The sequence below is a fragment of the Streptosporangium sp. NPDC004631 genome, from assembly GCF_053601935.1.
In genome coordinates, this window is sequence record NZ_JBSGCR010000049.1 from 1 (window position 1) to 23,422 (window position 23,422).

Here is a 23,422-nt window from a genome sequence, read left to right on the forward strand (position 1 = left end):
TGGCAGTGAAGAAGATCAAGCGACGCTGACCTCGCGCGATTGTCCCCCTCTGTTCTCACAGACTGCGCACCTACCTGGCGGGGGTGCGCCCGCTCACGTACCCCACCCCCACCGGGTGCGTGAGCCCTGCGGCCCGGCCTCCAGTGTTGAGGGACGCCGGAGACCGGGCCGCCCCCACAAACCGGGTGCCGTGACCGTGACGCGCGAAGCCGGTCACGGCACCCGTACCATCCCACCGAGAGGACCACCCTGTGCGCCTGACCGACCGCGTCTCCGAGTTCGTCACCGCCGCCATCACCGACCAGGCCCTGCCCGGCGAGACCATCGACCACGAAGTGATGATGGTCATCACCAACCGGCCCGGCGGGGAGATCCCCCACATCTGGCTGCAGCTCGTCGGCTACGACTCGGCCGGCGACCCGCTCATCCCCGTGTCGGTCGACATCACCGGGCCATGCCCGAGCCTGCCCGTGATCGAGGGCCACGTGGCCACCGCACTGGCCTGGATCCGGGCACAGTAGGACCATGAGTATCTGGGCCAGCCGGGCATCCATCCCCGCCTACGCCGAGGCCTACCAGCCCAGCGAGCAGACCTACGAGATCTGCCTGCACGACGCGCCCGCCTTCAACGACACACTCCGCCTCGACGTCCTCGGCGACTCCGAGGCGTCGTGCTGCCTCACCCGCGATGCGGCACGACAGCTCGCCCGTGAGCTGCTGGCATGGGCAGACGGCGATGCCCCGGCGTGAGTGCTTGGACTGCCGCGCCCTCCGGTCCGGTGAGCCCCGCGCCATCCACTGCACGCGATGCTCGGCCAGATGGACCGTGGCGCCCGTCGGATCCGGCGGAGAGTGATCGTCGCCGCTCTTGAGTAGCGGCTCTGACCTGCGGTGATGTGTTTCCGCAGGTCAGGGGGGGTGTCCGATCTTCAAGATCACCCCACCGGTGACCCCATGTGCCCCCACCCTTTTTTTTCGTACGGGTCTGGGGGTCTGAGTGCGTCAGATGCCGCGCATCTGCCCGACCTGCCGCCAGCGCGTCACCGGCATCTGCCCAACCTGCGAAACCGCGACCGGGTTCGTCCCACGAAGGCCTCGCAACCGTGACGGGTACGGCCGCAACGAATCCCGGCGCCGGGCCGACACCGTCCGGGTGCATGTGGAGCAGTTCGGGTGGGTGTGCCCAGGCTGGCAGAAGCCTGCGCACCCGGCTGAGAAGCTCACCGCGGACCATGTGCTGCCGACCGGTCGCGGCGGGGATCCGCGCGGCCCGCTGCGGGTGCTGTGCCGGTCGTGCAACTCGGCACGGCAGGCGAGCCTGGACACGCCGATCGTGCCGGGCCTGTTGCTCACGCTGGTGTGCGGGCCCGGCGGCTCCGGCAAGAACACCTACGTCCGCGAGCACGCGCTGGACAGTGACCTGGTGGTCGACTACGACGCGATCGCGCGTGCCCTGCAGCCCGCCGGGGCCGAGGCGCACCACCATGTGGAGTCGCACGCCCCGTTCGTGTGTGAGGCTCGGGACGCGGTGCTGGACCGGCTGGTCCTCGGCAACCACACGGTGCGGCGGGCGTGGGTGATCCACACGGGCGCCAAGCGGGAGGTGCGCGAGCGCTTCCGGCGCCGGTACGGGGCGCGGGTGGTCGTCATCTTGGCGTCGGAGGAGATGTGCCTGCAGCGGGTGATGGGTGAGCGGCCCCAGCAGTGGTGGGGGTATGTGCGGGCCTGGTTCGAGGCGTATGAGCCGGACCCGCGAGACACGGTGATCAAACAGACGAGGTGAGGTCATGGCGGGTCCGGCGAACATGCGGGTGTCCATGGAACTGGGTGCCACGGCGGTGAGGCCGGGCCACACGCTGGTCGTGGCGACCGCGCGTCGTCTGTCGATGGAGGGGGTCGACAACCTCAAGGCGAGGCTCAGGGCCGAGCTTCCCGGCGTAGAGATCGTGATCTTGCCGGAGGTCTTGCAGGTGCTCGTCTACGAGAACGATGAGGGTGGGGAAGCGTCTGATGGCCGGTCGCGGGCCCACTCCGAAGAATCCTGACGACCGGCAGCGGCGCAACGCACCCCAGGATCTGCAGCTGGTCACGCCGTCGCTGCAGCCGGCGGGTCAAGGAGAGGGCGGGCTGCCGGAGCCGCCGTCGTATCTGCTGGCGGTGACGAAACGCCGCTGGGAGGCGTACTGGGCCTCGCCGGTGGCCGCGCTCGCCGACGCGGTGTCGGATCTACCGGCGCTTGAGCGGCTGTTTTGGCTGTACGACGATCTGGAGCGGTCGCGTCGATCGGTCCGCGCCCAGGGCCACATGATCGAGGGCTCCAAAGGGCAGGCGGTGATGAACCCGCTGCTGCGGCACATGCAGACGCAAGCGGCCGAGGTTCGCCAGCTGGAGGACCGGTTCGGTCTGTCGCCGCGGGCCCGTCTGTCGCTGGGCGTGACGCTGGGGCAGGCCGCCCAGTCGCTGGCCGATCTGAACGCGCCGTTCCTCGGGGGTGATGACGATGACCCTCGTCTGGACGTCGTCGACGCCGAGGTGGTCCCCGACGGGTAGGCGCCGGTGAGCGCGGGCCTGGCGGCCGTGTGCCGGCCGCTGTCGGCGCCGAGGAGTTTGGGCTGGCCCTCTCACGGCCGGATCGTGTGCGCGTGGATCGAGGCGCACTGCGTCTACGGCGAGGGCGACTTCTTCGGTCAGCCGGTGAAGCTGCTGCGGTATCAGAAGCAGTTCATCTACTGGCTGTACGAATACCATCCGGACACTGGTCAGCGGCGGTTCCGCCGGGCTCTGCTGGAGATCAGCAAGGGCAACGGCAAGACGCCGCTGAGCGGCTGGATCATGCTGTTCGAGCTGCTCGGCCCGGCTCTGTTCGGCCCGAAGGGCTCGCCGGTCATCGCGGTGGCGGCCGCGTCGTTCGAGCAGGCGGATCTGCTGTTCGGCGACATGAAGCACGCCTGCCGCGAGAGCCCCACCCTGACGGCGCACACCGATGCCTACGACACCGAGATCCTGGTGCGGGCCGGGCCCGGGCGGGCGTTTCGGGTCGCGGCGGTGGCGGGGACCAACGACGGCGGCCGGCCGAACCTGGTGGCCGCCGACGAGATCCACGAGTGGGTCGGGAACAAGGCGCGCGTGCACCTGGTGCTCACCGGCGGGCTGTCCAAGCGGGCCAACTCGCTGGAGCTGAACACCACCACGGCGGGCAGCGACCTGGACACGCTGGCGGGCCGGATGCACCTGGACGGCTACCGGGTCAACGCCGGTGAGATCGAGGATCCGGAGTTTCTGTTCGTCCACTACGGCGCCCCGGACGTCTACGACCTGGACGACCCCGACCAGCTGCTTGCCGCGGTGCTGCGGGCGAACCCCGCGGCGGGGGCGTTCCTGCGGGTGGGCGACGTGCTGGCCCGGTTCCGGAAGATCCCGCGGTTTGAGTTCGAGCGCTACCACCTGGGCCGGTGGACGCGGGCCGAGGAGAGTTGGCTGCCGCCAGGCGTCTGGGAGGCCTGCGCGGGCGACGTCGTCATCGACCCGGACCTGCCGTGCGTGGTCACCGTGGACATGGCGCTCAAGCACGACAGCGTCGCCGTGGTGGTTACCCAGCAGCAGAGCGACGGGCGGGTCGCGGTTCAGTCCCGGGTGTGGGATCCGGCCGGCGACACGATCGACGTGCACGCGGTGGAGAACCATCTGCGGCAGCTGCACCGCGACCTGAATGTGCAGACGGTCGCCTACGACCCGGCCTACTTCCAGCGCTCGGCCGAGGTGCTGCTGGATGAGGGCCTGCCGATGGCGGAGTTCAGCCAGGGCGCGGCCTCGATGGTGCCGGCCTGTCAGGACGCCTACCGGCTGATCTGCGAGGGCCTGGTGATCCACGGGGACGATCCGGTGCTGACCGACCATGTCATGTCGGCGGCGGTGCGGGAGACCGATACCGGGTGGCGCCTGTCGAAGGGCCGCTCCAAGCGGAAGATCGACGCCTGCATCGCGATGGTGATGGGCTTGTTCCTGTCGCAGGTGCCCGCCGCGGCGCCACCTGCGGCGCCGAATCTGTGGTGAGGAGGCCGCGATGAGGCTGCTTGCCGTCGAAGTGGGGTTCGTGCTGGTACTGCTGACCGGAGTGGCGTTGCTGTCGGTACCGGCGGCGTTGATCCTGGCCGGTCTGCTGGGGGTGGTGGCGACCGAGCGCGCGTCGGCGGCCGTCCGGGCGGCCAAGGCCAAGGAGGCCGCATCGGCCGCCGGGAAACAGCGGGGGGCGGCGTGAGCCTGTTCGGGCTGTTCGACCGCCGCTCGATGGAGGACCCGGCGGTGCCGCTCACCTCCTCCGCGCTGCTGGAGTGGATGGGCGGGTCGCGCACCGCGTCCGGGGTGCAGGTGACCGAGCGGAGCGCGCTGGCCATGAGCGCGGTGTGGCGGTGCACGGCGCTGATCGCCGGGGTGGCCTCGGCACTGCCCTTGCCCACGTTCGCGGCGGGCACCAAGGACCGTCTGCCGACGCCGCTGCTGGCCAACCCGCACCCGGAGCTGACGGCGCTGGAGCTGTGGCGACTGACGTATGTGCACCGCTGCCTGTGGGGTGATGCCTTCGCGCAGAAGGTCCGCAACCGCGCCGGTGTGATCAAGGAGTTGTGGCCGATCACCCCCGACCGGGTGCAGGTGGACCGGGAGCGGCCCAGCGACGGCAACCCGTCCGGCAAGTGGTTCGGCGTGGTCGACGACTGGGGGGCCTACCATCGGCTGACACCCCGCGAGATCCTGCATCTGCCGGCTCTGGGCTACGACGGCCTGCGCGGCCTGTCACCGGTGCGGTTCGCCGCCCAGGCCATCGGCCTGGGGTTGAGCGCCGAGGAGTACGGCGCCCGCCTGTTCAGCAGCGGCAACATGATGGGCGGCATCTTGTCGACCGATCAGAAGCTGACCTCCGATCAGGCTGATGCGCTGAAAGAGCGGTGGAAGGCCAAGATGTCGGGCCTGCACAACGCGCACGAGGTCGCGGTGCTGGACTCCGGGGCCGCGTTCACGCCGGTGACGATGCCGGCCAAGGACTCTCAGTTCCTCGAAAGCCGCCAGTTCGGGGTGGAGGAGATCGCCCGCTTTTTCGGAGTGCCGCACTTCCTGCTCGGCCTCACCAGTAAGTCGACCTCGTGGGGGACGGGGCTGGAGCAGCAGGCCACGGGATGGGTGCGTTTCGATTTGGCGCCGACCTGGCTGGCGCCGACCGAGCAGCGCATCACCAAGGAACTCCTGCCCGCCGGGGCGGAGGCCCGCTACAAGGTTGAGGGGCTGCTGCGCGGAGACTCTGCCGCCCGGGCGGAGATGTATCGGGTGATGCGCGAGGTCGGCGCGTTCTCCGGCGACGACATCCGCGATCTGGAGGATCGGCCGCCGCTGCCCGACGGCCAGGGCCAGGGGTATTGGCGGCCGGCGAACATGGTGCCGATCGGGTCTCCGGCCGACGACGGTGAATCGGACCCATCTGACGACGAGGACGGCAAGGGATGACGCTGACCGTGACCACCGAGGAGCGGCGCCGCCTGGCGCTCGCGGCGACCGGGGCCCAGCTACGCGCCGACGACTCCGGCGCGGAGCGGTTCTCCGGCCTGGCCTCTCCGTTCGGCGTGCGGGCGCCGATCGGCAACCCGAAGACGTGGGGGTTTTTCGAGGAGTTCGCGCCCGGCGCCTACACCAAGACGTTGCAGGAGGGCGATCAGCGCATGCTGATCGACCACGACTCCTACTACGTGGTGTCCCGGGTGTCGGCCGGCACGCTGGCGCTCGCCCAGTCCAAGCGGGGCCTGGAGACCGACTCGGCGCTGGATGTCGAGCTGTCGTACGTGCGGGATCTTAAGGCGAACCTGCGCAACGGCAACATCACCGGCATGTCCATCGGGTTCTACGTGATCAAGGACGCGTGGTCCGTGATCGAGGTGGAGGAGGTCGACGACGAGGGCAAGACCCGCTTCTACGAGGCCGAGCTGCGGACGGTGCTGGAGACGCGTCTGCTGGAGTGCTCGGCGGTCACCTTCCCGGTCTTCGTGGATACCGAGGCCGAGCTCAATAGTGTGGCGTCGGCCCTCGCGCTGAGGGCGGACGTCGGCGCGGTCGAGCGCCGCGCCGTTCATCGTCCCGAGCTGCGGGACGTTCTGCAGGTCATCGCGCGCGAGCCGGGTGAGTCCACTCGCGCTGACGAAACCCCCGAGCCGGGCGAGACCACTCGGAGGGGCGTCGAGGAGATCGACCTGGCCATGCGGGGGCTGGCGGCCCGCTATGGGCTGAAGCTGCCCACCGCCTGACCCACCCCGGCCCCACCCCGCCCCGGCGGGTTTGTCGGCATGCCCAACGCCCGAGGAGGCACCCTGTGAGTACCGCGCTCAAGCGGCTCATCGATGAGCAGAACGAGATCTGGACCCGGATGCAGGACCTGCGCCGGGGCATGGAGGACCGCGACCTGACCGCCGAGGAGCGGCAGAACTGGGACCTCGCCGAGGCCCGCCTGTCGGTGGTGTCTGCCGATATCGACCGGCTGCAGCGTGCTGCCGCCCTCGACCAGGTCGACCGCTCCCAGATCATCACCGGCCGGGGCGACGACCCCACCCCCGGCGGCGGCCAGGAGGCGCGGGAGGCGCGTTACGCCGAGGCGTTCTACACCTTCATCCGCCGCGGCCTCGACCGGCTCACCCCCGCCCAGCGGGACCTGCTGAGCGAGGGGTTCGGTGAGGTTCGCGCGCTGGGCACCGTCGTCGACACCGCCGGCGGCTACCTGGTGCCCGAGGGTTTCCGGGCCACGATGACCGAGACGATGGTGGCGTTCGGTGGGCTGCTGAACCTGGCGAATGTCATCGCCACCGGCACCGGCCAGGACCTGCCGTGGCCGACCAACGACGACACCGCCACCAAGGGCCGCATCCTGGCCGAAAACAACCAGGTCAACGAGGTCAACGTCACGTTGGGGCAGCGGAAGCTCAAGGCTCACACCTACACCTCCGACCTGGTGCGCGTCGCCCTGGCCCTGCTGCAGGACTCGGTGTTCAACCTGGAGACGTGGCTGCCCGGCGTGCTCGGTACCCGTATTGGCCGTGCGGTGTCAGAGCACCTGTGCGTCGGCACCGGCGTCGACCAGCCCGAGGGCATCACCGTCGGGGGAATCGTCGGCAAGACCGGCGCGATCAGCGCGACCCCGGTCATCACCTACGACGACCTCATCGACCTGGAGCACTCGGTCAACTCCGCCTACCGCGGCAGCGCCCAGTACGTGCTGGCCGACAGCATGCTCAAGCTGATCCGCAAGCTGAAGGACGGCCAGAACCGGCCGCTGTGGCAGCCGGTGCCGGTGCCCGGCTTCCCCGCGACGATCAACGGGTTCGCCTACACCGTCGACGACGACATGCCCGACCCGGCCGTGTCCGCCAAGTCGATCGCGTTCGGCGACTTCAAGCGCGGCTACATCGTCCGGCAGGTCCGTGACGTACAGCTGATGATCCTGCGCGAGCGCTACGCCGACTACCTGCAGGTCGGCTTCCACGGGTTCGCCCGCCTGGATGCCCGCATCGACGACGCCGCCGCGTTCCGCCTGTTCCAGCACGGCGCCGCGTCCTGATCTGAGCTGCTCGACCCGCAGGCGGAAGCGCCGTCTGCGGGCTCGTGGAAGGGAAACCGAACGTGTCCAAGGATCTCTACAACAACCTGCTGGTCAAGCAGACGATCGTGCCGGCCGTGCGCACCACTACCGCCACCGGCACCGGCGTGGACCGCAAGGAGGACGGCTGCGACTACCAGTCAGCGCTCGTGGTCGTCGCCACCGGCACCATCACCGACGGCACGCACACCGTCGAGGTGCAGGACTCCGACGACAACAACACGTTCACCGCGGTGGCTGACGCCTATCTGCAGGGCGCCGAACCGGCGATCGTCGCGGCCGACGACAACAAGGTCTTCGAGGTCGGCTACATCGGGCTGAGGCGGTATCTGCGGGTCGTGGTCACGGTGTCGGGGTCTCCGGCGACGGGCGGCGCGATCGGCGCAGCCGTCGTGCTCGGCGATCCGGCCGTCGCACCTGTGGTGAGGAACTGATGGTGCGGGTGCGGATCCTCACCGGCGTCTCCGGTGAGGACGTCTCCTACATCAGGGGTGATGAGGTGGACCTGCCGGCCGCGACCGCGGCGTCGTGGTGTGAGGCGGGCATGGCCGAACTGGTCCGCCAGGAGCAGGCCGAAACGCCGGAGCGTGGCGACGCGGCGCCGGAGACCACGGCGGCCCCCTCACGCGCAAACCGCACAGCCAGAGCAAAGAAAAGTTGATCGTGGTCGCCTTATGAATCGGAGAACGCATGTCTGATCAGCCGTATCTGGTGGCCACGATCCGGATGGACCCCGAACTGCGCAACAGCCCCGGCCACGCCCAGTTCTGGACGTGGCTGCTGGATCAGCGCCTGGAGAATCAGGGGTGGCCGATCGGCACCTACCGCACCATCACGGTGTGGACGGATCCGCTGCGCGGGTCGATCGCGGCCTACGACCTCGACGCGGGCGGCGACCGCATCCCTGACGGGGCCGGCGGCTACCTCACCCACGAGGTGGCGGTGACGCTCACCTCGGCGCCGATCAACTCCGGCAGCCTCTGATGGCCATCCGTCTGCCCACCGGCGTCCGCAACGCCGCCGCCGACGCCGTCGTAGACCTGCTGGACGCCGGATCCGGCGCCGCCACCATGGAAATCCGCACCGGCAGCCAGCCGGCCAGCGCGAACGACGCCGCAGGCGGCACCCTGCTGGCCACGGTCACGCTCGCCGACCCCGCGTTCGGATCCGCCGGAGCCGCGACCCCCGGCGTCGCCACGCTGGCCGGCACCCCGCGCACCGCGACCGGCGCCGCCGCGGGGACGGCCGGCTGGTTCCGTGCCAAGGACAGCTCCGGCGCCACCGTGCTGGACGGCAGCGTGACCGTGACCGGCGGCGGCGGTGATCTGGAGGTGAACACCACCGTCATCAGTGTCGGCGTCAACGTCTCGATCACCGGCGGCACCGTGACCATGCCCGCGGGCTGACGGGCTGAGCGATGGCCGACCGTCACAACCTCTGCCAGAACCCGGCCTGCGGCACCGCCGTCACCGGCTGGGGCGGCAGTAGCGCCCCGGCACGTACCGCTGTCACCGGGTTCGACCGGAGCTGGGCCGCCCGGTACACGGCCGGAACGTTCATCAGCACCGCGGCGACGGCGACCGGCGCGGTTACCGTCGGCCAGACGTACACCGTCAGCGTCTCCCTGCGCACCGCCTCGTTCGACGTCTCCTCCGGCGCGATCTACATCGAGTGGATCAACGCCGGGGGCAGCGGTTTCGGCTATCCGAGCGCGAACTACAGTGCGTCGGCGGCCACGGTGACCCGCGTCTCGGTCACCGCCGTGGCGCCCGCCGGCGCGGTGGCGGCCCGGGTGATCGTGGATGGCATCAACTACTCGGTCAACGTCACCGACTTCACCATGGTGCTGATCGAGCAGGCGACCCTTCAGGACTACTTCGACGGCGACTCGCCGGGCGCGTCCTGGGACGGCACTCCAGGCTTGTCGTCGTCGACGCTGCCGGACGCCGCCCCGGTCTCCGGCACCGTCGGCGTGACGCTGCCCGCGCTGACCGCCGGCCTGACGGGTGCGATTCAGGTGGCCGGGCAGGCCGCCGCGACGCTGCCGCCGCTGAGCTCGGCCCTGACCGGGGCAATAACCGTCACCGGCACCGCGGCGGGATCGCTGCCCGCCCTGACCGGGGCGCTGGCCGGGCAGGTCATCACCCCGGCCGGAGCACTGGCCGCGACACTGCCCGCACTTACGGCGTCCCTGACCGGCACATCCGATGCCGTCGACCCGCTGCCGGCCCGGCTCACCTCCGGCTCGGGACCGGCGGCGACCGTGACCGGAGGCTCTCACCCCTTGGTGACCCTGCGTGGAGGTGAGGGATAGATGGCAACCCATGCGATCGGGGCTACGGTCCGGCTGACCACCGAGGTCCGCTCCGGTAGCACCCTGATCACTCCGGCGGGGATCAGCCTGACGATCCTGCTGCCCGACGGCACGACCACGACCCCGCTCACGCCGACCGCCGACGGTGTGGGGCTGTACCACTACGACTACTCGCCGCCCCTGGCCGGGCGGTACGTCGCCCGCTGGGTCACCACAGGCCCGGCGGGCGCCGATGAGGAGGGCTTCGACGTCGCGGCCCTGTGGGGCGAGGCGGGCATTGTCTCCCTGACCGACGCCAAGGAGCAGGTCAACATCCCGGCCGACGTCACCACCGATGATGAGGAGCTCGCCGGGTTCATCCGGGCGGTGACCGAGCCGATCGAGTGGATCGTCGGCTCCATCGTCCGCCGGACCGTGACGGAGAAACACTCCGGCGGGTACGGTCTCGCGCTGAATCGGCCGCCGGCGCTGCAGCTAACCAGCGTGGCCGCGATCCGCCCCGGCGGCACCCCTCCGGCCCTGGCCGACCTCGACCTGGACGGCCCCACCGGCATCGTGACCCGGCTGGACGGCGGCTACCTGCCCGGCCCGCTGCGCGTCACCTACCTGGCCGGCCGAGCCGAGGTCCCGGCTCATGTCCGGCAGGCGGCGCTGCTCATCATCCAGCACATGTGGGAGACCCAGCGCGGCCAGATGGGCGGCGTCCGCCGCGGCGGCTCGGATGAGGTCTACGACCCACGGTTCGGGTTCTCCATCCCCCGCCGGGCCCAGGAGCTGCTCGGCGACCAGCCTCCGGCGATCGCATGAGCGCCCCATCGCGCACCCCTGCGGTCATCGACGCCCTCACGGTCCGATTCACCGCAGCCATCGCGGCGGCCGCGGGCATGGAGCGGGTGCGGGTGCTGGACGGGCCCGCCGTCACCGCCGAGACCGACACCGAGCTGGTGTACGTCGGCTGGGACGGCGACCCCGACGGCGACGGCCAGGCCGTCGAGGCCACCCAGGACTGGGCAGGCATCGGCGCCCGCGCCCGCGACGAGACATTGCAGGTGACGTGCAGCGTCATCGTCTGGTCCGGGGACACGGCCATGAGGCCGCGGCGGGACCGCTGCTACGCGATCCTCGGCGTCCTGGAGGCCGCCCTGCGCGCTGATCCGTCGCTGGGGCTGCCGCCGCCCACGGTGGCGGCACTGGCCGCGGGGAACCTATGGCAGGCGCAGACCTCGGCCGGTGCCGAGGTTCGTGTGGTGTTCGCCGTCGCCGTGAAGACCCGTATCTAAGGAAGGACAGCAGGTGGCCAGATTCAGGAACATCTCCGGCGACGACCGGTATGTGGGCCGGTCGGATGGGCCCGTCACAAAGGCAGGCGACGTCGCGGTGGTCGACGGCGACGTGGTCGCCGAGACCGGGGACGCCTACATCGTCGGTGAGGGCGGGGACGCGCGGGCGTGGCCGAAGGAGACATGGGAGCTCCTGAAGGAAGCGAAGCCGAAGAGCGGCGAGAGGGCGGGTGACTGACCATGGCGACCGGATCGGGTCTTGACGCGCAGTTCGGGTTCGTCGCGGAGTCCGTGGTGGGCACCGCAGTGACCGTGACGAAGTTCATCGAGTTCATCAGCGAGGACATCAAGGAAAGCCCCACGTGGCTGGAGCCGACGGCGCTGCGGGTGGGCCGTAAGTACAAGCGGGCCGGCCGGGTGGTGAAATCCCGGACGACGATCGGGGGCAGCCTCACGTTCGAGGTGAGCTCGCGCGGGATCGGGCTGCTGGTGGCGCGGATGCTGGGGTCGGCGGCCACCCCGGTGCAGATCGCCTCCACCAGCGCCTACAAGCAGATCCATACGCCCGGCGATTTCAAGGGCAAGAGCCTCACTGTGCAGGTGGGCCGCCCGGAGCCGGGTACCGGCACCGTGGTGCCGTTCACGTATCGCGGCATGAAGATCAAGTCGTGGGAGTTCTCCGTTTCCGACGGCGAGGTCGCTCAGCTCAAAATCGACTTCGACGGGATGGCGGGCACGAACGCCACCGCCCTGGCTTCCGCGTCGTTCGTCAGTGCGGAGGTCTTCAACTTCTCGCAGACCACACTCAAGCTCGGCGGCATTCCGGCGACGTCGAGCGGCGAACTCGCCGTGACCGGCGGCACCGCAGTCGCGACCGTCATCAAGAAGATTGCCATCAAGGGCGAGACGCCCATGGCCACTGAAAGGTTCGGGCTCGGCAGCGCCGGGATCAAGGCCGAGCCGCTGGAGAACGGCACGCCCAGCATTACCGGCACCTTGGATGCGGAGTTCAGCAAGGTTGAGCTGTACGACGTCTACCAGGCCGGGACGACGACCGCGCTGCAGCTGACCATGACCGGCTCGGCGATCCCGTCCGGCGGCGGCGCCAACGACCTGTTCGACATCATCCTGCCCGCCTGCAAGCTCAAGGAGGCGGCCCCCACGGTTGACGGGGCCGACGTCGTGCAGATGTCGACGGGCATCGAGGCGTACGACAACGAAGCGGACGCCCCGATCCAAATCAAGATCGTGTCGGCGGACACGGCGCTGTGAGCGTCGACGTCAAGGTCGTCGGCGCGAATCAGCTGCGGGACCTCTCCAAGGCGCTCAAGACCGCCGGGCGAGGCGACCTGCGCAAACGGCTGGGCAAGGCGATCCGCACCGCCGGGCGGCCGGCGGTGCAGGCCACCAAGCAGACGGTGCGCACCCTGCCGGTGACCGGCTCCCACGGCGGCGGCCGCGCCCGGCGCCGAGAGTTCCATGCGGGCCGCTCCAAGATCGCCGACGAGGAGAAGCGCAGGGCAGCGGCCGAGCGCCGCTCGGGGCTGCGGCGCACGATCGCGGCCGCCATCAGCCTGAAGGTCAGGCCCTCCGGCAAGAAGGCGGGCGTGCGGATCGTGGTGGACGCCGACCGCCTGCCGGAGGACCAGAGGGCGCTGCCCTGGGCGCTCGACCGGCCGGGCGGCTGGTATCACCCCACGTTCGGCCACGACCCGGACGTCCACCAGCAGGGCCGCCCGTGGTTCTCGGCCACTCTCCGCCGGCACGCGCCGCGGGTCCGTATGGAGATCGGCAAGGCCATGGCGGACGTCAACAAGAAGATCACCCGGAGGTTCAGGTTCCGATGAAAACACTGGTCAGCATCAAGGGCGCTCCGCCGGTCGAGCTAGATCTGGAGGACATCGCGCTGCATGAGGCGATCGCGATCGAGGACGCCACCGGGTACACCGTCGACGAGCTCGGCCAGCACCTGAAGGCCAAGAGGATGAAGGCGTTCGCCGCCTTGCTGTGGCTGCTGCTGAAGTTCCGGCTCGGTGAGGAGGTGTCCTATGCCGACATCGTCTCGGGCGCCTACCGGCTGTCACTGAAAACCGACGTGGTCTTCAGCGAGGTCGAGGACGGCGAGGACGGCGAGGAGGTCCCTACCGGCGGCGGGTCCGGGGAGACTCCCTCGCCGTAAAACGCCGCAAGTACCTGGTGCGGCTCGCCTACCACTTCGGGCTCAAGCCGTGGGAGCTGGACCGGCTCCGCTGGTGGGAGTTCGACGCCTTCTGCACTGCGATCGACGACATGGCCCGGCAGAACCAGACCTAACTCAATAGCGATGTGATCACCCCGAGGGGAGGCTCCTTGTCCTCCTCGATGGCGTTCGACATCTTCGCCCGCGACCACGCCAGCCGCGTGTTCGACAAGGTCGGGGATCAGGCGCAGCGGCTCGGCAAGCGGCTCCAAGACGTCGGTGGTCAGGCCGCCGCCGCGACCGGCCAGCTGCGCGGCATGGGCGACACCCTCAGCCGCACCGGCCAGGCCGCGTCCGCCAGCGCCGCGAAACTCCGGGGCTTCTCCGCCGCCTCCGGTGCGGCGATGAGCAACCTCGGCGGCCGGGCCCAGCAGCTGGGTGGGCGGCTGCAGAGCACCGGCCGCCACACCCTCACGCTGACCGGCCACGTCCGCGGCATGGGGACGGTTCTCGGCCAGACCGGCCAGGCCATCTCCGGCGCCGCCGGGCGCCTGCGCGACTTCTCCAGCACCGCGGTGTCGGCGATACGGGATGTCGGTGACCGCGCGCAGTGGCTGGGCGGCCACCTGCAGACCGCCACCCGCCACGTCACCAGCCTCGCCGGCCGGATCCGTGACCTGGGCGCCACCCTGGTGCGGGTCATCACCCCGATCGCCGCCACCGCGATCAAGCTCGGCGCCGCCGCCGGGCTGGCCGCGGCGGCGGTGTCGGCGGCCGCCGGTGTCGGGCAGCTGCTGGCGGCGCTGGCTCCTGCGGTGGGCATCATCGCCGCCCTGCCGGGGGCGATCGCCCTGGCGGCCGCCACCATGTTCACCTTCAAGATCGCCTTGCAGGGGGTCGGCGACGCCTTCTCCGCGGCACTCGGCGATGACGCCGAAGCCTTCGAGGCGGCGCTGGCCAAGCTGGCTCCGGCCGCTCAGGACGTCGCCCGGGAGCTGCACGCGCTCAAGCCCGCCCTCGACGCCCTCAAAAACAGCGTCCAGGACGCGTTGTTCGGGCCGCTGGTGGGCCGGCTCACTCAGATCGCCGACGCGCTGCTGCCCGCTCTTACCGAGGGCATGACCGCGGTCGCCGCCGCGCTGGGCGAGATCGGCGCTGAGCTGGCCGGGTTCATCAGCTCGGCCGAGTCGGTCACCGCCGTCCAATCGGTGTTCGCCAGCCTGCTGGAGATGATCCAGGCCCTCGGGCCGGGCCTGGTGCCGCTCCTGGCCGGGCTGCGGGACCTGGCCGTGGTGGGCGCCCGGTTCATCGCCGGGATGGCGCCCGGCCTCGCTGGTCTGGCCACGCGGTTCGGCGAGTTCCTGTCGGCCGCCTCGGCGTCCGGTCGGGCGCTGGAGTGGATGACCGACGCCGTCGCGGTGTTCCGGCAGCTGGGGGCGATCGCCGCGGACGTCGGCGGGATCCTCGCCGGAGTCGGCCGGGCCATGCAGTCCGGCGGCGGGGACGCGCTCGGTGTGCTCGGCCAGCTGCTGGACGCGGTCCACGCCTTCGTCGACTCGGCGCAGGGCCAAGAGGTCCTGGTCGGGATCTTCTCCTCCCTGCGCGCCATCACCGCGGCGTTCATCCCGGTGCTGCAGGCCGCCGTCACCGGCATCGCCACCCTCGCGCCGCTCGTCGTCGCGCTCGCGCAGGCGGTCGGGCCGATCCTGGTCGACGCCATCCAGGCGGTCGTGCCCGCGCTGGCTGCGATCGGCCCCGGCGTGCTCGCCGTGGTCGCCGCGATCGGCGGCGCGGTGCAGACCCTCGCTCCCGTCCTGGTCTCTCTCGGCGGGGCGCTCGGTGACGCCCTGTCCACGCTGGCGCCGCTGATCGGTGTCGTCGCCTCCGCCCTGGCCGGCCTCGCACCCGTCGCGGTCACCGCGATCGGCGTCGTCGCCTCCGCGATCGCCTCTCTGGCTCCGCTCATCGGTGGCGTCGCCGACGGTCTTGCCGCGCTGGCGCCCGGCGTCCTGACGGTGATCACCGCGCTGGCGTCCGCCGTCGCCGGCCTGGCGGGCGTCCTGGGCCCGCTGGGTGCGGCTCTGGGAGGTGCCCTGGCGGCCGTGGCGCCGCTGATCAGCGTGATCGCGTCCACCATCCAGGGGCTGGTGCCGGTCGTCATCACCGCCGTCGGCGTCATCGCCGCGGCGATCGCCTCGCTGGGGCCGGTCATCTCCGCGATCGGCGACGCGGTCGCCGCGCTCGCCCCGGGCGTGCTCGCCGTCGTGGCCGCCCTGGCCGGTGCGGCCGGTGATCTGGCGGGCGTGTTCGCCCCGGTCGCCGCAGCGATCAGCGACGTGCTGTCGGCGGTCGCGCCGCTGCTGCCGGTCGCCGCCCGGCTGGCCGCGCTCATCGCCACCACCCTCGCTGGCGGGGTGCAGGCGCTGCTGCCCGCCCTCACCTCCCTGGCAGGTGGCATCACCGCCGCGGCGGCCGCCGCCGGCCCGCTCATCGCGCTGCTGGCCGGCTTCGCCCAGCAGGTCCTCGGCGCGCTCCTGCCCGCCCTGGGCGGCCTGCTGCCGCGGCTGGTGCAGCTGGCCGCCGACATCGCCTCCGCCCTGCTCCCGGCCCTGGCCGGACTGCTGCCCATCGCCGGGCAGGTCGCCGGTGTCCTCGGCGGGGCACTGCTGACCGTGCTCGGCGCCCTCACCCAGGCGGTGCCGCCCTTGCTGGCCCCGCTCGGCCGGCTCGCCCTGGTCCTCGCGCAGACTCTCGCCCAGGCCGCCACCGCGGCTGCCCCGCTCATCGGGCAGCTCAGCGAGGTGCTGGCGCGGCTGCTGCCCTCGGTGACCGCCCTGATCCCCTCCGCGGCGCACCTGGCCGAGCAGGCCGCGGGCGCGCTGCGGCCCGCCCTGGCCGCCCTGCAGCCCGTAGTGGCCGCGCTCGGGCAGACACTGACCGAGGTGGCGCCGCTGCTCGGCGGCGTCGGCCAGGCCCTGACCACGCTCGGACCGCTCATCACCGCCGTGGTGACCACGCTCGGCCCGGCCGTGGCCACCCTGATTCCGCTGATCGGCTCCATCGTCTCCACCCTGGCCGGGCTGGCCCCCAGCATCAGCGGGATCGTCGGCTCCATCCTGGCCGCGGTGACCGGCCTGGCGCCGGGCATCGCCGCCGTGATCAACAACGTGATCACGGCGGCCACCGCCCTCGCCCCCGCGCTCGGCCCGGTCGGCGCCGCCATCGGCGGCGTCCTGAGCGCGGTCGCACCGCTGCTGCCCGTTCTGGCGCAGCTGGCCGCCGCCCTGGCCACCGCCCTCGCCTCCGGCGTGCAGGCGCTGCTGCCCGCCCTGTCGGGGCTGCTGCCGGTGCTCGGCCAGATCGCCTCCACCCTGGGCGGGGCCGTCATCGCCGTCCTCGGCCAGATCCTGCGCGCAGTCGCGCCGCTGCTGCCCGCCGTCACCACGGTGATCGACGGCATCGCCCGGTCGGTGGCCGCCCTGCTACCCGCCCTGGCGCCGATCGTCACCGGCATCGGCGCCGCCCTGGCCGCGCTGGCGCCGCTGATCGCGCAGATCGGCCCGGCCCTGGCCGCGCTACAGCCGGGCATCTCCGCGCTGATCACCGGGCTGGCATCCGGCATCGCGGCGCTGGGACCCGCCCTGTTGCCGCTCGGGCAGGCGATCTCCCAGACGTTCACCGCGCTCGGCACCTCACTGACGCCCGTGGGGCAGGCCCTGGCGGCGCTCGTCGTCGTGCTGGCGCCGCTGCCGCCGCTGCTGGGTCAGCTGGCGGCGGTGCTCATCACGTCGCTGGCCACGGCCGTCCGCGACCTCGCGCCGCTGCTGGCCCCGCTGGTGCAGGCCTGGTCCTCGGCGCTCGTCGCCCTGACGCCGCTGCTGCCCATGCTGCTCACCCTGGCCACCACGGTGCTGGGGACGCTGCTGAGAGCCATGCAGCCGCTGCTGCCGATAGCCCAGCAGTTCTTCCAGCTGCTGGGCACGCAGCTGGCCGGGGCGATCAGCATGGCCACCCCGTACGTGTCGCAGATCGCCCAGTCGTTCGCCGCGTTCCTGCCGATCATGGCGCAGCTGTATCCGGCGATGTCGCAGCTCATCGACACGTTGCTGCCGGTCATGAACGACGTGCTCGCGGTCGCGGCGCCGCTGCTCGGCGACGTCGCGCGGTTCCTGACGGCGTTCTATCTGGCCGCCGCGCCGATCCTGCCGGTGCTGGCCGAGCTCGCCATGAACATCGGGATCCTGCTGATCCAGGCCCTCGGTGAGCTGCTGAAGCAGCTCACGCCGATCCTGCCGGCGCTGTCGCAGATGGCGGTCACCGTCGGCACCGCGCTGCTGCAGGCGGTCATCGACCTCACCCCCAGCCTCCTGCAGATCATCCGCGCGTTCCTGGAGCTGCTGCCGGCACTGACCCCGATCCTGCCCGCGCTGGCCGATCTGGTGGTGCGCCTGCTACCACCCGCGGTGGATCTCTTTGTCACCCTCGCCCCGCTCGTCGTGGTTTTGACCGAGACCCTGGTGCGGCTGGTGGATGCGCTGATGCCGATCCTGCCGCTCCTGGTGGACCTGATCGCCTACATGCTGCCCACCAAGGAGCGGTTCGCCGAGCTGGCCCAGATGATCAAGGTCGTGGTCGACGCGGTCGAGTGGTTCAAAGACCACGTGGTGCCGGTCATCAAGGACGTCGTCGGCTGGTTCCAGTGGCTGTATGACGAACTCGTCGGCCACAGCATCATCCCGGACCTGATCACCGCGATCGGTGCCTGGTTCGGCAAACTGCCCGGCATGCTCGCCAAATGGGTGGGCGAGGCCAAGGACACCGCGATCACCAAGTTCGAGGAACTGACCGCCTGGGTGAGCGGCCTGCCCGGGCGGATCATCGCAGCGCTCGGCGACGTCGGCCGCATGCTGTATGACTCGGGGCGGGCGATCATGCAGGGCCTGATCAACGGCCTATACAGCATGCTGCAGAACGCCTACGACTCCGCCGCCGACATCCTCGGCCAGATCCGCCGACTGTTCCCGTTCTCACCCGCGAAGGAGGGGCCGTTCTCCGGGCGGGGGTGGACGCTGTTTTCCGGGCAGGCACTGGCCGAGGGCTTCGCGGACGGCATGATGCGCGGCGCCGGCCAGGTGACGGCGGCGGCCAGCCGGTTGACGGGGCTGGCGTCGGTTGGCTCGTCGGCGTCGTACGCGGTGGGGGCATCCGGGGTGGCCGGAATGTCGCTGCCGGTCGGCGGCGGGGTGACGTTCGTGTTCAACTTCGCCGGCCAGCCGCTGATCGGCCGGGACGAGATCAGCCGGGTGGTCATCGCCGCGCTGAACGAGGCCCGCGGGCGAGGGTTCAACCTGGGCGCGCTGGGGGCCGCGCCGTGACGATGCCGCAGGTCTGGTGTGAGATCGCGTTCGCCCGCGACAGCGCGGACTCCAGCCCTCTGTGGCGGGACGTGTCGGCCGACGTCGAGTGGTGGCTGGGCGTTCGCATCTCCCGGCGCCGGAGCCATGAGCTGGACGAGGTGCAGCCCGGCACGCTGCACCTCGTCCTGACGAACGAGGACGGCCGCTACACCGCGGGCAACACCAGCTCACCGCACTATCCGAACGTGCGGATCAACCGGCCCATCCGCCTCCGCGCCCGCTGGCCCGTCAGCGTCAACCTCCTGCTGGAAGGCCAGGCCAGAGCGTCCACCACGACGCTGTTCTCCTCCTCGGCCGGCAGCATCGCCGTCGACACCGTCGTGGTGCCCGCCGGGCAGACCTCCAGCATCCGGTGGGACACCGGCGCCCTGGCCGCACCCGACCACTATCTACGGGTGGGCACCGTGTCCGGGGACACGGCCACCAGCCAGGCGATCCCGGTCACCGCCGGAACCGTCTACACGCTGTCGTGCCGGGCCCGCCGAGACGCCTCCCTGGCCCTGTCGGCCAACGCGCGGATCCGCTGGTACGACGGATCAGGCGCGTTCCTCTCGGACACGGGCGGCAGCGCGGTGGCACTGTCGACGTCGTTTCAGGCATTGGCGGTGACCGGGACGGCTCCGGCGGGCGCGGTATGGGCCCGGCAGGTGATCGGCACGACCACCACCGCCGCGTCCTCGGTCGCGGTCTACGTCTCGGCGCTGCAGTTCGAACGGGCCGCCGCCGCGAGCACCTGGACATCCCCCGGGGTGGAGTACATCCGCTACACCGGGTTCGTCGACCGGTGGCCGCACGCCTGGACCGGCGGGGTGCTGGGCTATGCCGCCCTCACCGCGACCGACCGGCAAAAACTGCTCGGCCGTCAGCTCCTCGGAGCGGTCGCCCTCACCGACAACCAGCTCTCCGGCGGGCGGGCGAACGCGCTGCTGGCCGCCGCCGGCATCACCTCCACCCTGGTGGACCCCGGACTGTCCGTACTCGGGCTGACCGGCGATGAGGCCCGCCAGTCGATCCAGGCCCTGCTGCGCGCGGTCGCCAGGAGCGAGGCGGGCCTGTTCTTCATCTCCGGCGACGGAGGCGCGGTCTTCCAGGACCGGGGACGACGGCAACGCCCGGCCACCACGGTGCTCACGGTGACCGCCGACCAGTGCCGCGACGACCTGAACTTCGTAGTCGACGACGCGCTGCTCATCAACGACGCGACCGTGCTCACCAACACCGGGCTGGAATCCACCCGGACCGACGCCGCCAGCATCGACGACTACGGCACCTACAGCACCCGACTCGACACACTGCTCACGAACACGGCGGAGGCCGCCGACCGAGCCAGTTTCCTGCTGGCCAAGTACGCCGAACCCTCGCCAAGAGCCGGGCAGATCAGCATCGAGGCCCGCACACAGCCCACCCTGTGGGAGGAACTGCTCGGCTCGGAGATCGGACAGCGCATCCAGGTCACGAACCTGCCCGGCAGCGCACCGAGCGGGGTGCTGGACCTGTGGATCGAGGGCGTCCAGGACGAGATCACCGACCAGTCCTGGACATTCACCCTCGACCCGTCACCGGCGGCCGTGACCATCTCCTTCATCCTCGACGACCCGACCTACGGGACGCTCGACAACAACAAGCTGGGATGGTGACGTGACGTGGCGTTCAAGGACTTCGCGGTCGGCGAGATTCTGACCAGCTCCGATGTCGACACCTACCTGATGCGGCAGGTGGTGATCGGCTGCACCTCCTCCACCCGGCCAGCTTCCCCATCACAAGGGATGCACATCTATGAGACCGACACCAACAAGACCCTGCGATACACAGGCTCTGTATGGGAGGAGCTTGGTGCCGTCTGGAAGACCTACACGCCCGTCCTCTACTCCGCGGCGAACGTGGTGAACACCTCCAACCTCGATGAGTGGGGGCGCTACCGGCAAAGTGGGAACGTGGTGGAGGTCTACGCGCGCATCATCGTCACGACGACCTTCACCGGCAGCGGGTCGGAGCAGGTCGCGATCTCCGCGCCGGTGAACGGGTACGCGCCCGGCACCGGGCGGTTCGAGCTGGTTTCGGCGGGCTGGTATCCGTGGGGGGCCAACCCGCAGGTACAGGGCATGGGGGTGCTGGACTCGACCAACCGCGACCGGTTCAAGATCCAGAACTATGCCTCCAGCACCCTGTACTCCTCCAGCATTCAGACCGCGACGAGCCAGGTGATGATCTGGGGTACCTATCTGACCTCGGCGTAGCCGGTCACGGGCCGCTGACGGTGACGGTGCACACCCCATACGGCCTGTGGGCCATGGCGGCGCTCACAGCACCCATTCGCCCTTCTGCCGAGAAAAGGTCGGCCCGAACTGCAGCTTCGCCAGCTTCGCGGATTCCGGCACCTCGAATGTGATGAAGCCTTTCCGGGAGTCGCCGACCGCGATGGTGACCGCTCCGCCGAACGAGGTGCCCTCGGTGATGTCGCCGAGAGTGGTGCGGTGCTGCCGCCCCTCGCTGTCGATGATGGCCGCGCCGATGATCGGCGAGTCGGAGTAGACCGCCGTGCCGACGTTTTTGATGGTGAGCTCAACGGCGGCGAACCTGTTGCCGGGCTTCGGCATCAGGAACTGGTTGGCCGGGATGCCCTTGACGATGACCCGGTTCAGCGTGACCGCGATCGCCGTTCCCGCCGTGACGCCGTTCACGGTGACGGTTTCGCCGACCTTCGCCACCGTCAGAGGTTGCGCGGCCGGCGTCTGCACAGCCGGGGCTTGGGTGGCCGGAGGCTGAGCCGGCACCGGGGTGAACCTCAGCTCCTTGCCGCAGAGGTTGGACGCCTTCCGCTCCCGCACAATCTGGTCGACGTTCTTGGCGCGGTGCTCCTGCTGCTGATCAGCGGGCAGCACGTACCTCCACACCTCGCCCTCGTAGACGAAGTCGAAGGTGAACGCGGCAATTAACCGGTTGGCCTGCACCTTCGCGGTAGTACCGGTCACGGTGGCCGAGTTGACGGTGAACCGCAGGTTCTCCGCGGGCTGCGCGCACTGCTCATGCAGGGTGAGGTAGTCGTCACGAGAGACCAGGGCTTGGGATCCCGCCGACCAGCGGTCCCAGAACGGGCCGTAGGAACCCGCCGAGTACAGGTCGAAGGCCTGCTGTGCGGCGGCGCGGGCTCCGGCGTCGGTCTGCTCCTGCGCCGGTAGGTCCACAGAGGCGGGGCCCTGCCGCAGTTCCAGCTCCTGCGGTTGCCCGCTGCCGTCGGCGACCGACTGCGTGGGGCGGCCGCTCATGGAGTTGGAGACGATCCGCACGGCCAGCACCGCGCCCAGGACCAGGCCGATCACGATGATCACGATGATCGTCAGGGTCATACGCCCATCCGGGCGGCCGTATGGGGGTGGATACGTCACGTCAACTCCGGACATGTGGGGACGCGTGTGAGACGCCCGCGGATGCTGCCCGGTCTACGCCGTGTCCGGATCCGGACACTCCCCGCTGCAACCCATACCACCCATAAGGAGCCGCCGATGACGAATGATCCCGTTCTGAATGTGTTCATGGCCGCCCCGGGGAGGTCAACGCCTCTGGCGCCTTTTCCAGAGCACCGATGACTTCTTCGACGACTGGAAAGGGGCCCCGGCTCGGCCTGGTGTCAAGGAGCGGCCCGGGGTGATGGCCCGGCTGGCGGCCATCGAGCACGAGGTGAAGACCAACGACGGCAGCAGCCTCAAGGACGCGGTCAAGCGCGTCGAGGCCAAGCTCGACACCCACCTACGCCAGCAGGAGGACTGACCATGCCCTGGCTCACCCAGCCCGCCGACGTCGCCCGCCGTACCGGCCACCCGGTGACCGAGGTGCCCGGCTGGCGCACCCGCGGCCACGGCCCTCAGCCGGAGGTCGACGGCGTCGTGTGCCACCACACCGCCGGATGGAACGACATGCACATCGTGCGGGACGGCCGCCCCGGCCTGGAGGGTCCGCTGTCGCAGATCTGGCTGCGCCGCGACGGCCGGATCTTCGTGGTGGCGGCGGGCCGGTGCTGGCACAACGCGCCGTCGACCTCGCTTGGTCACACCAACGGCCACAGCATCGGCATCGAGGCGGAAAACGACGGGCGGACGCGGTGGCCCGCGGTGCAGCTGGACGCCTACCGGAAGCTGTGCGCCGAACTGTGCCGCGAGTTCGGCTTGCCCGCGAGCGCGGTGAAGGGCCACAAGGAGGTCAACGCCTCCAAGCCCGACCCGCACAGCATCGACATGGACGACTTCCGCGCGGCCGTCGCGCGGCTCATCGCAGGAGAGGACGACGACGTGAGCGCCACAGAGCTATGGCAGCACGAGCTGAAGGTGCCGTTCGGCCGGCCGGGTAACGAGGAGTGGCAGGCGGGAAATGTCCTGGTCAACACCGCCAAGTGGGTCAAGGAAACCCGCGGGGCGGTCGCTGTGCTCGGCGGCCGGCTCGACGCCCAGGGCGTCGCGATCCGCGAGCTCGCCGCGGCGCTCGCCCAGCGGGACGAGGCGGTCGACGTCGGGGGCCTGGTGGCGCGGATCGAGGCGGCCATTGAGCGGGTTCAGGTCCGGCTGGACGTTGGCAGTCCTACCCCGTGATCGAGGGGGCGCTCCTGCA

The 23,422-nt window shown here is 70.7% G+C and carries 27 protein-coding genes; 26 read left to right on the forward strand and 1 reads right to left on the reverse strand.

All coding sequences use genetic code 11. The features are described 5' to 3' along the window. Positions 1–251 precede the first annotated feature (251 nt). From ACWEF2_RS30115 to ACWEF2_RS30230, 24 genes are all read left to right on the forward strand, one after another. Entirely contained in the window at positions 252–521 is a 270-nt protein-coding gene (locus ACWEF2_RS30115) for a hypothetical protein (protein ID WP_453819661.1), read from the forward strand. A 4-nt stretch (positions 522–525) separates the two neighbouring features. Then, positions 526–750, forward strand: coding sequence for a hypothetical protein (locus ACWEF2_RS30120; protein ID WP_453819662.1), 225 nt, complete (start codon positions 526–528; stop codon positions 748–750). A 256-nt stretch (positions 751–1,006) separates the two neighbouring features. Beyond that, positions 1,007–1,783 (forward strand): AAA family ATPase, encoded by a 777-nt coding sequence (locus ACWEF2_RS30125; protein WP_453819663.1) that lies wholly within the window; start codon positions 1,007–1,009, stop codon positions 1,781–1,783. Positions 1,784–1,787: 4 nt separating this feature from the next. Beyond that, positions 1,788–2,045, forward strand: a complete 258-nt coding sequence (locus ACWEF2_RS30130) for a hypothetical protein (RefSeq protein WP_453819664.1) — start codon at positions 1,788–1,790, stop codon at positions 2,043–2,045. Then, positions 1,990–2,550 carry a phage terminase small subunit gene (locus ACWEF2_RS30135; protein ID WP_453819665.1) on the forward strand — a complete coding sequence of 187 codons (561 nt, stop codon included), beginning with the start codon at positions 1,990–1,992 and terminating at the stop codon, positions 2,548–2,550. Before ACWEF2_RS30130 ends, ACWEF2_RS30135 begins: the two co-directional genes overlap by 56 nt. 6 nt (positions 2,551–2,556) lie before the next feature. Beyond that, a complete protein-coding gene (locus ACWEF2_RS30140; protein ID WP_453819666.1) occupies positions 2,557–4,053 on the forward strand; it encodes a terminase large subunit domain-containing protein in 1,497 nt (498 codons plus the stop codon). Positions 4,054–4,063: 10 nt separating this feature from the next. After that, positions 4,064–4,258: a hypothetical protein gene (locus ACWEF2_RS30145; protein ID WP_453819667.1), complete on the forward strand. Its 195-nt coding sequence runs from the start codon at positions 4,064–4,066 to the stop codon at positions 4,256–4,258. Next, the gene (locus ACWEF2_RS30150) at positions 4,255–5,496 is read left to right on the forward strand and encodes a phage portal protein (RefSeq protein WP_453819668.1); all 1,242 of its coding nucleotides are present in this window, start codon (positions 4,255–4,257) and stop codon (positions 5,494–5,496) included. The genes ACWEF2_RS30145 and ACWEF2_RS30150 overlap by 4 nt, the downstream gene beginning before the upstream one ends. Next, complete coding sequence (locus ACWEF2_RS30155; RefSeq protein ID WP_453819669.1) at positions 5,493–6,287, forward strand: HK97 family phage prohead protease; 795 nt, start codon at positions 5,493–5,495, stop codon at positions 6,285–6,287. The genes ACWEF2_RS30150 and ACWEF2_RS30155 overlap by 4 nt, the downstream gene beginning before the upstream one ends. A 65-nt stretch (positions 6,288–6,352) precedes the next feature. Beyond that, complete coding sequence (locus ACWEF2_RS30160) at positions 6,353–7,591, forward strand: phage major capsid protein (RefSeq protein WP_453819670.1); 1,239 nt, start codon at positions 6,353–6,355, stop codon at positions 7,589–7,591. Positions 7,592–7,653: 62 nt separating this feature from the next. Further along, a complete protein-coding gene (locus tag ACWEF2_RS30165) occupies positions 7,654–8,064 on the forward strand; it encodes a Bbp16 family capsid cement protein (RefSeq protein ID WP_453819671.1) in 411 nt (136 codons plus the stop codon). Continuing rightward, positions 8,064–8,291, forward strand: coding sequence for a hypothetical protein (locus tag ACWEF2_RS30170; protein ID WP_453819672.1), 228 nt, complete (start codon positions 8,064–8,066; stop codon positions 8,289–8,291). Before ACWEF2_RS30165 ends, ACWEF2_RS30170 begins: the two co-directional genes overlap by 1 nt. A gap of 29 nt (positions 8,292–8,320) precedes the next feature. Next, positions 8,321–8,614: a hypothetical protein gene (locus tag ACWEF2_RS30175; protein ID WP_453819673.1), complete on the forward strand. Its 294-nt coding sequence runs from the start codon at positions 8,321–8,323 to the stop codon at positions 8,612–8,614. Further along, positions 8,614–9,036 carry a hypothetical protein gene (locus tag ACWEF2_RS30180; RefSeq protein WP_453819674.1) on the forward strand — a complete coding sequence of 141 codons (423 nt, stop codon included), beginning with the start codon at positions 8,614–8,616 and terminating at the stop codon, positions 9,034–9,036. The genes ACWEF2_RS30175 and ACWEF2_RS30180 overlap by 1 nt, the downstream gene beginning before the upstream one ends. An 11-nt stretch (positions 9,037–9,047) precedes the next feature. Continuing rightward, complete coding sequence (locus tag ACWEF2_RS30185; RefSeq protein ID WP_453819675.1) at positions 9,048–9,944, forward strand: hypothetical protein; 897 nt, start codon at positions 9,048–9,050, stop codon at positions 9,942–9,944. Beyond that, positions 9,945–10,751, forward strand: coding sequence for a hypothetical protein (locus ACWEF2_RS30190; RefSeq protein ID WP_453819676.1), 807 nt, complete (start codon positions 9,945–9,947; stop codon positions 10,749–10,751). Further along, positions 10,748–11,224 carry a hypothetical protein gene (locus tag ACWEF2_RS30195; RefSeq protein WP_453819677.1) on the forward strand — a complete coding sequence of 159 codons (477 nt, stop codon included), beginning with the start codon at positions 10,748–10,750 and terminating at the stop codon, positions 11,222–11,224. Before ACWEF2_RS30190 ends, ACWEF2_RS30195 begins: the two co-directional genes overlap by 4 nt. A gap of 13 nt (positions 11,225–11,237) precedes the next feature. Next, the gene (locus ACWEF2_RS30200) at positions 11,238–11,462 is read left to right on the forward strand and encodes a hypothetical protein (RefSeq protein ID WP_453819678.1); all 225 of its coding nucleotides are present in this window, start codon (positions 11,238–11,240) and stop codon (positions 11,460–11,462) included. 2 nt (positions 11,463–11,464) lie between these two features. Further along, a complete protein-coding gene (locus ACWEF2_RS30205) occupies positions 11,465–12,496 on the forward strand; it encodes a phage tail tube protein (RefSeq protein WP_453819679.1) in 1,032 nt (343 codons plus the stop codon). Then, complete coding sequence (locus tag ACWEF2_RS30210; RefSeq protein ID WP_453819680.1) at positions 12,493–13,071, forward strand: hypothetical protein; 579 nt, start codon at positions 12,493–12,495, stop codon at positions 13,069–13,071. The genes ACWEF2_RS30205 and ACWEF2_RS30210 overlap by 4 nt, the downstream gene beginning before the upstream one ends. Beyond that, positions 13,068–13,403 carry a hypothetical protein gene (locus tag ACWEF2_RS30215; RefSeq protein ID WP_453819681.1) on the forward strand — a complete coding sequence of 112 codons (336 nt, stop codon included), beginning with the start codon at positions 13,068–13,070 and terminating at the stop codon, positions 13,401–13,403. Before ACWEF2_RS30210 ends, ACWEF2_RS30215 begins: the two co-directional genes overlap by 4 nt. A 170-nt stretch (positions 13,404–13,573) precedes the next feature. Further along, positions 13,574–18,778, forward strand: coding sequence for a hypothetical protein (locus tag ACWEF2_RS30220; protein WP_453819682.1), 5,205 nt, complete (start codon positions 13,574–13,576; stop codon positions 18,776–18,778). Continuing rightward, positions 18,775–20,457: a hypothetical protein gene (locus tag ACWEF2_RS30225; protein ID WP_453819683.1), complete on the forward strand. Its 1,683-nt coding sequence runs from the start codon at positions 18,775–18,777 to the stop codon at positions 20,455–20,457. The genes ACWEF2_RS30220 and ACWEF2_RS30225 overlap by 4 nt, the downstream gene beginning before the upstream one ends. Before the next feature lie 6 nt (positions 20,458–20,463). Next, positions 20,464–21,057, forward strand: coding sequence for a hypothetical protein (locus tag ACWEF2_RS30230; RefSeq protein WP_453819684.1), 594 nt, complete (start codon positions 20,464–20,466; stop codon positions 21,055–21,057). 63 nt (positions 21,058–21,120) lie between these two features. Here the strand turns inward: ACWEF2_RS30230 and ACWEF2_RS30235 are convergent, their stop codons facing one another. Then, positions 21,121–22,167: a DUF4352 domain-containing protein gene (locus tag ACWEF2_RS30235; RefSeq protein ID WP_453819685.1), complete on the reverse strand. Its 1,047-nt coding sequence runs from the start codon at positions 22,165–22,167 to the stop codon at positions 21,121–21,123. Between the two features lie 298 nt (positions 22,168–22,465). Here ACWEF2_RS30235 and ACWEF2_RS30240 point away from each other — a divergent pair, with 298 nt between their 5' ends. Together ACWEF2_RS30240 and ACWEF2_RS30245 are read left to right on the forward strand one after the other, a co-directional pair. Next, the gene (locus ACWEF2_RS30240) at positions 22,466–22,588 is read left to right on the forward strand and encodes a hypothetical protein (RefSeq protein ID WP_453819686.1); all 123 of its coding nucleotides are present in this window, start codon (positions 22,466–22,468) and stop codon (positions 22,586–22,588) included. 2 nt (positions 22,589–22,590) lie between these two features. After that, positions 22,591–23,403: a peptidoglycan recognition protein family protein gene (locus tag ACWEF2_RS30245; protein WP_453819687.1), complete on the forward strand. Its 813-nt coding sequence runs from the start codon at positions 22,591–22,593 to the stop codon at positions 23,401–23,403. The last annotated feature ends 19 nt before the right edge of the window (positions 23,404–23,422 follow it).

Excerpts from the sequence above, each read along its gene's own strand:
- ACWEF2_RS30120 (WP_453819662.1), top strand. The coding sequence starts at position 526 with ATGAGTATCTGGGCCAGCCGGGCATCCATCCCCGCCTACGCCGAGGCC.
- ACWEF2_RS30125 (WP_453819663.1), top strand. The coding sequence starts at position 1,007 with ATGCCGCGCATCTGCCCGACCTGCCGCCAGCGCGTCACCGGCATCTGC.
- ACWEF2_RS30130 (WP_453819664.1), top strand. The coding sequence starts at position 1,788 with ATGGCGGGTCCGGCGAACATGCGGGTGTCCATGGAACTGGGTGCCACG.
- ACWEF2_RS30135 (WP_453819665.1), top strand. The coding sequence starts at position 1,990 with ATGAGGGTGGGGAAGCGTCTGATGGCCGGTCGCGGGCCCACTCCGAAG.
- ACWEF2_RS30145 (WP_453819667.1), top strand. The coding sequence starts at position 4,064 with ATGAGGCTGCTTGCCGTCGAAGTGGGGTTCGTGCTGGTACTGCTGACC.
- ACWEF2_RS30155 (WP_453819669.1), top strand. The coding sequence starts at position 5,493 with ATGACGCTGACCGTGACCACCGAGGAGCGGCGCCGCCTGGCGCTCGCG.
- ACWEF2_RS30170 (WP_453819672.1), top strand. The coding sequence starts at position 8,064 with ATGGTGCGGGTGCGGATCCTCACCGGCGTCTCCGGTGAGGACGTCTCC.
- ACWEF2_RS30175 (WP_453819673.1), top strand. The coding sequence starts at position 8,321 with ATGTCTGATCAGCCGTATCTGGTGGCCACGATCCGGATGGACCCCGAA.
- ACWEF2_RS30180 (WP_453819674.1), top strand. The coding sequence starts at position 8,614 with ATGGCCATCCGTCTGCCCACCGGCGTCCGCAACGCCGCCGCCGACGCC.
- ACWEF2_RS30185 (WP_453819675.1), top strand. The coding sequence starts at position 9,048 with ATGGCCGACCGTCACAACCTCTGCCAGAACCCGGCCTGCGGCACCGCC.
- ACWEF2_RS30190 (WP_453819676.1), top strand. The coding sequence starts at position 9,945 with ATGGCAACCCATGCGATCGGGGCTACGGTCCGGCTGACCACCGAGGTC.
- ACWEF2_RS30195 (WP_453819677.1), top strand. The coding sequence starts at position 10,748 with ATGAGCGCCCCATCGCGCACCCCTGCGGTCATCGACGCCCTCACGGTC.
- ACWEF2_RS30205 (WP_453819679.1), top strand. The coding sequence starts at position 11,465 with ATGGCGACCGGATCGGGTCTTGACGCGCAGTTCGGGTTCGTCGCGGAG.
- ACWEF2_RS30215 (WP_453819681.1), top strand. The coding sequence starts at position 13,068 with ATGAAAACACTGGTCAGCATCAAGGGCGCTCCGCCGGTCGAGCTAGAT.
- ACWEF2_RS30235 (WP_453819685.1), bottom strand. The coding sequence starts at position 22,167 with ATGACCCTGACGATCATCGTGATCATCGTGATCGGCCTGGTCCTGGGC.
- ACWEF2_RS30245 (WP_453819687.1), top strand. The coding sequence starts at position 22,591 with ATGCCCTGGCTCACCCAGCCCGCCGACGTCGCCCGCCGTACCGGCCAC.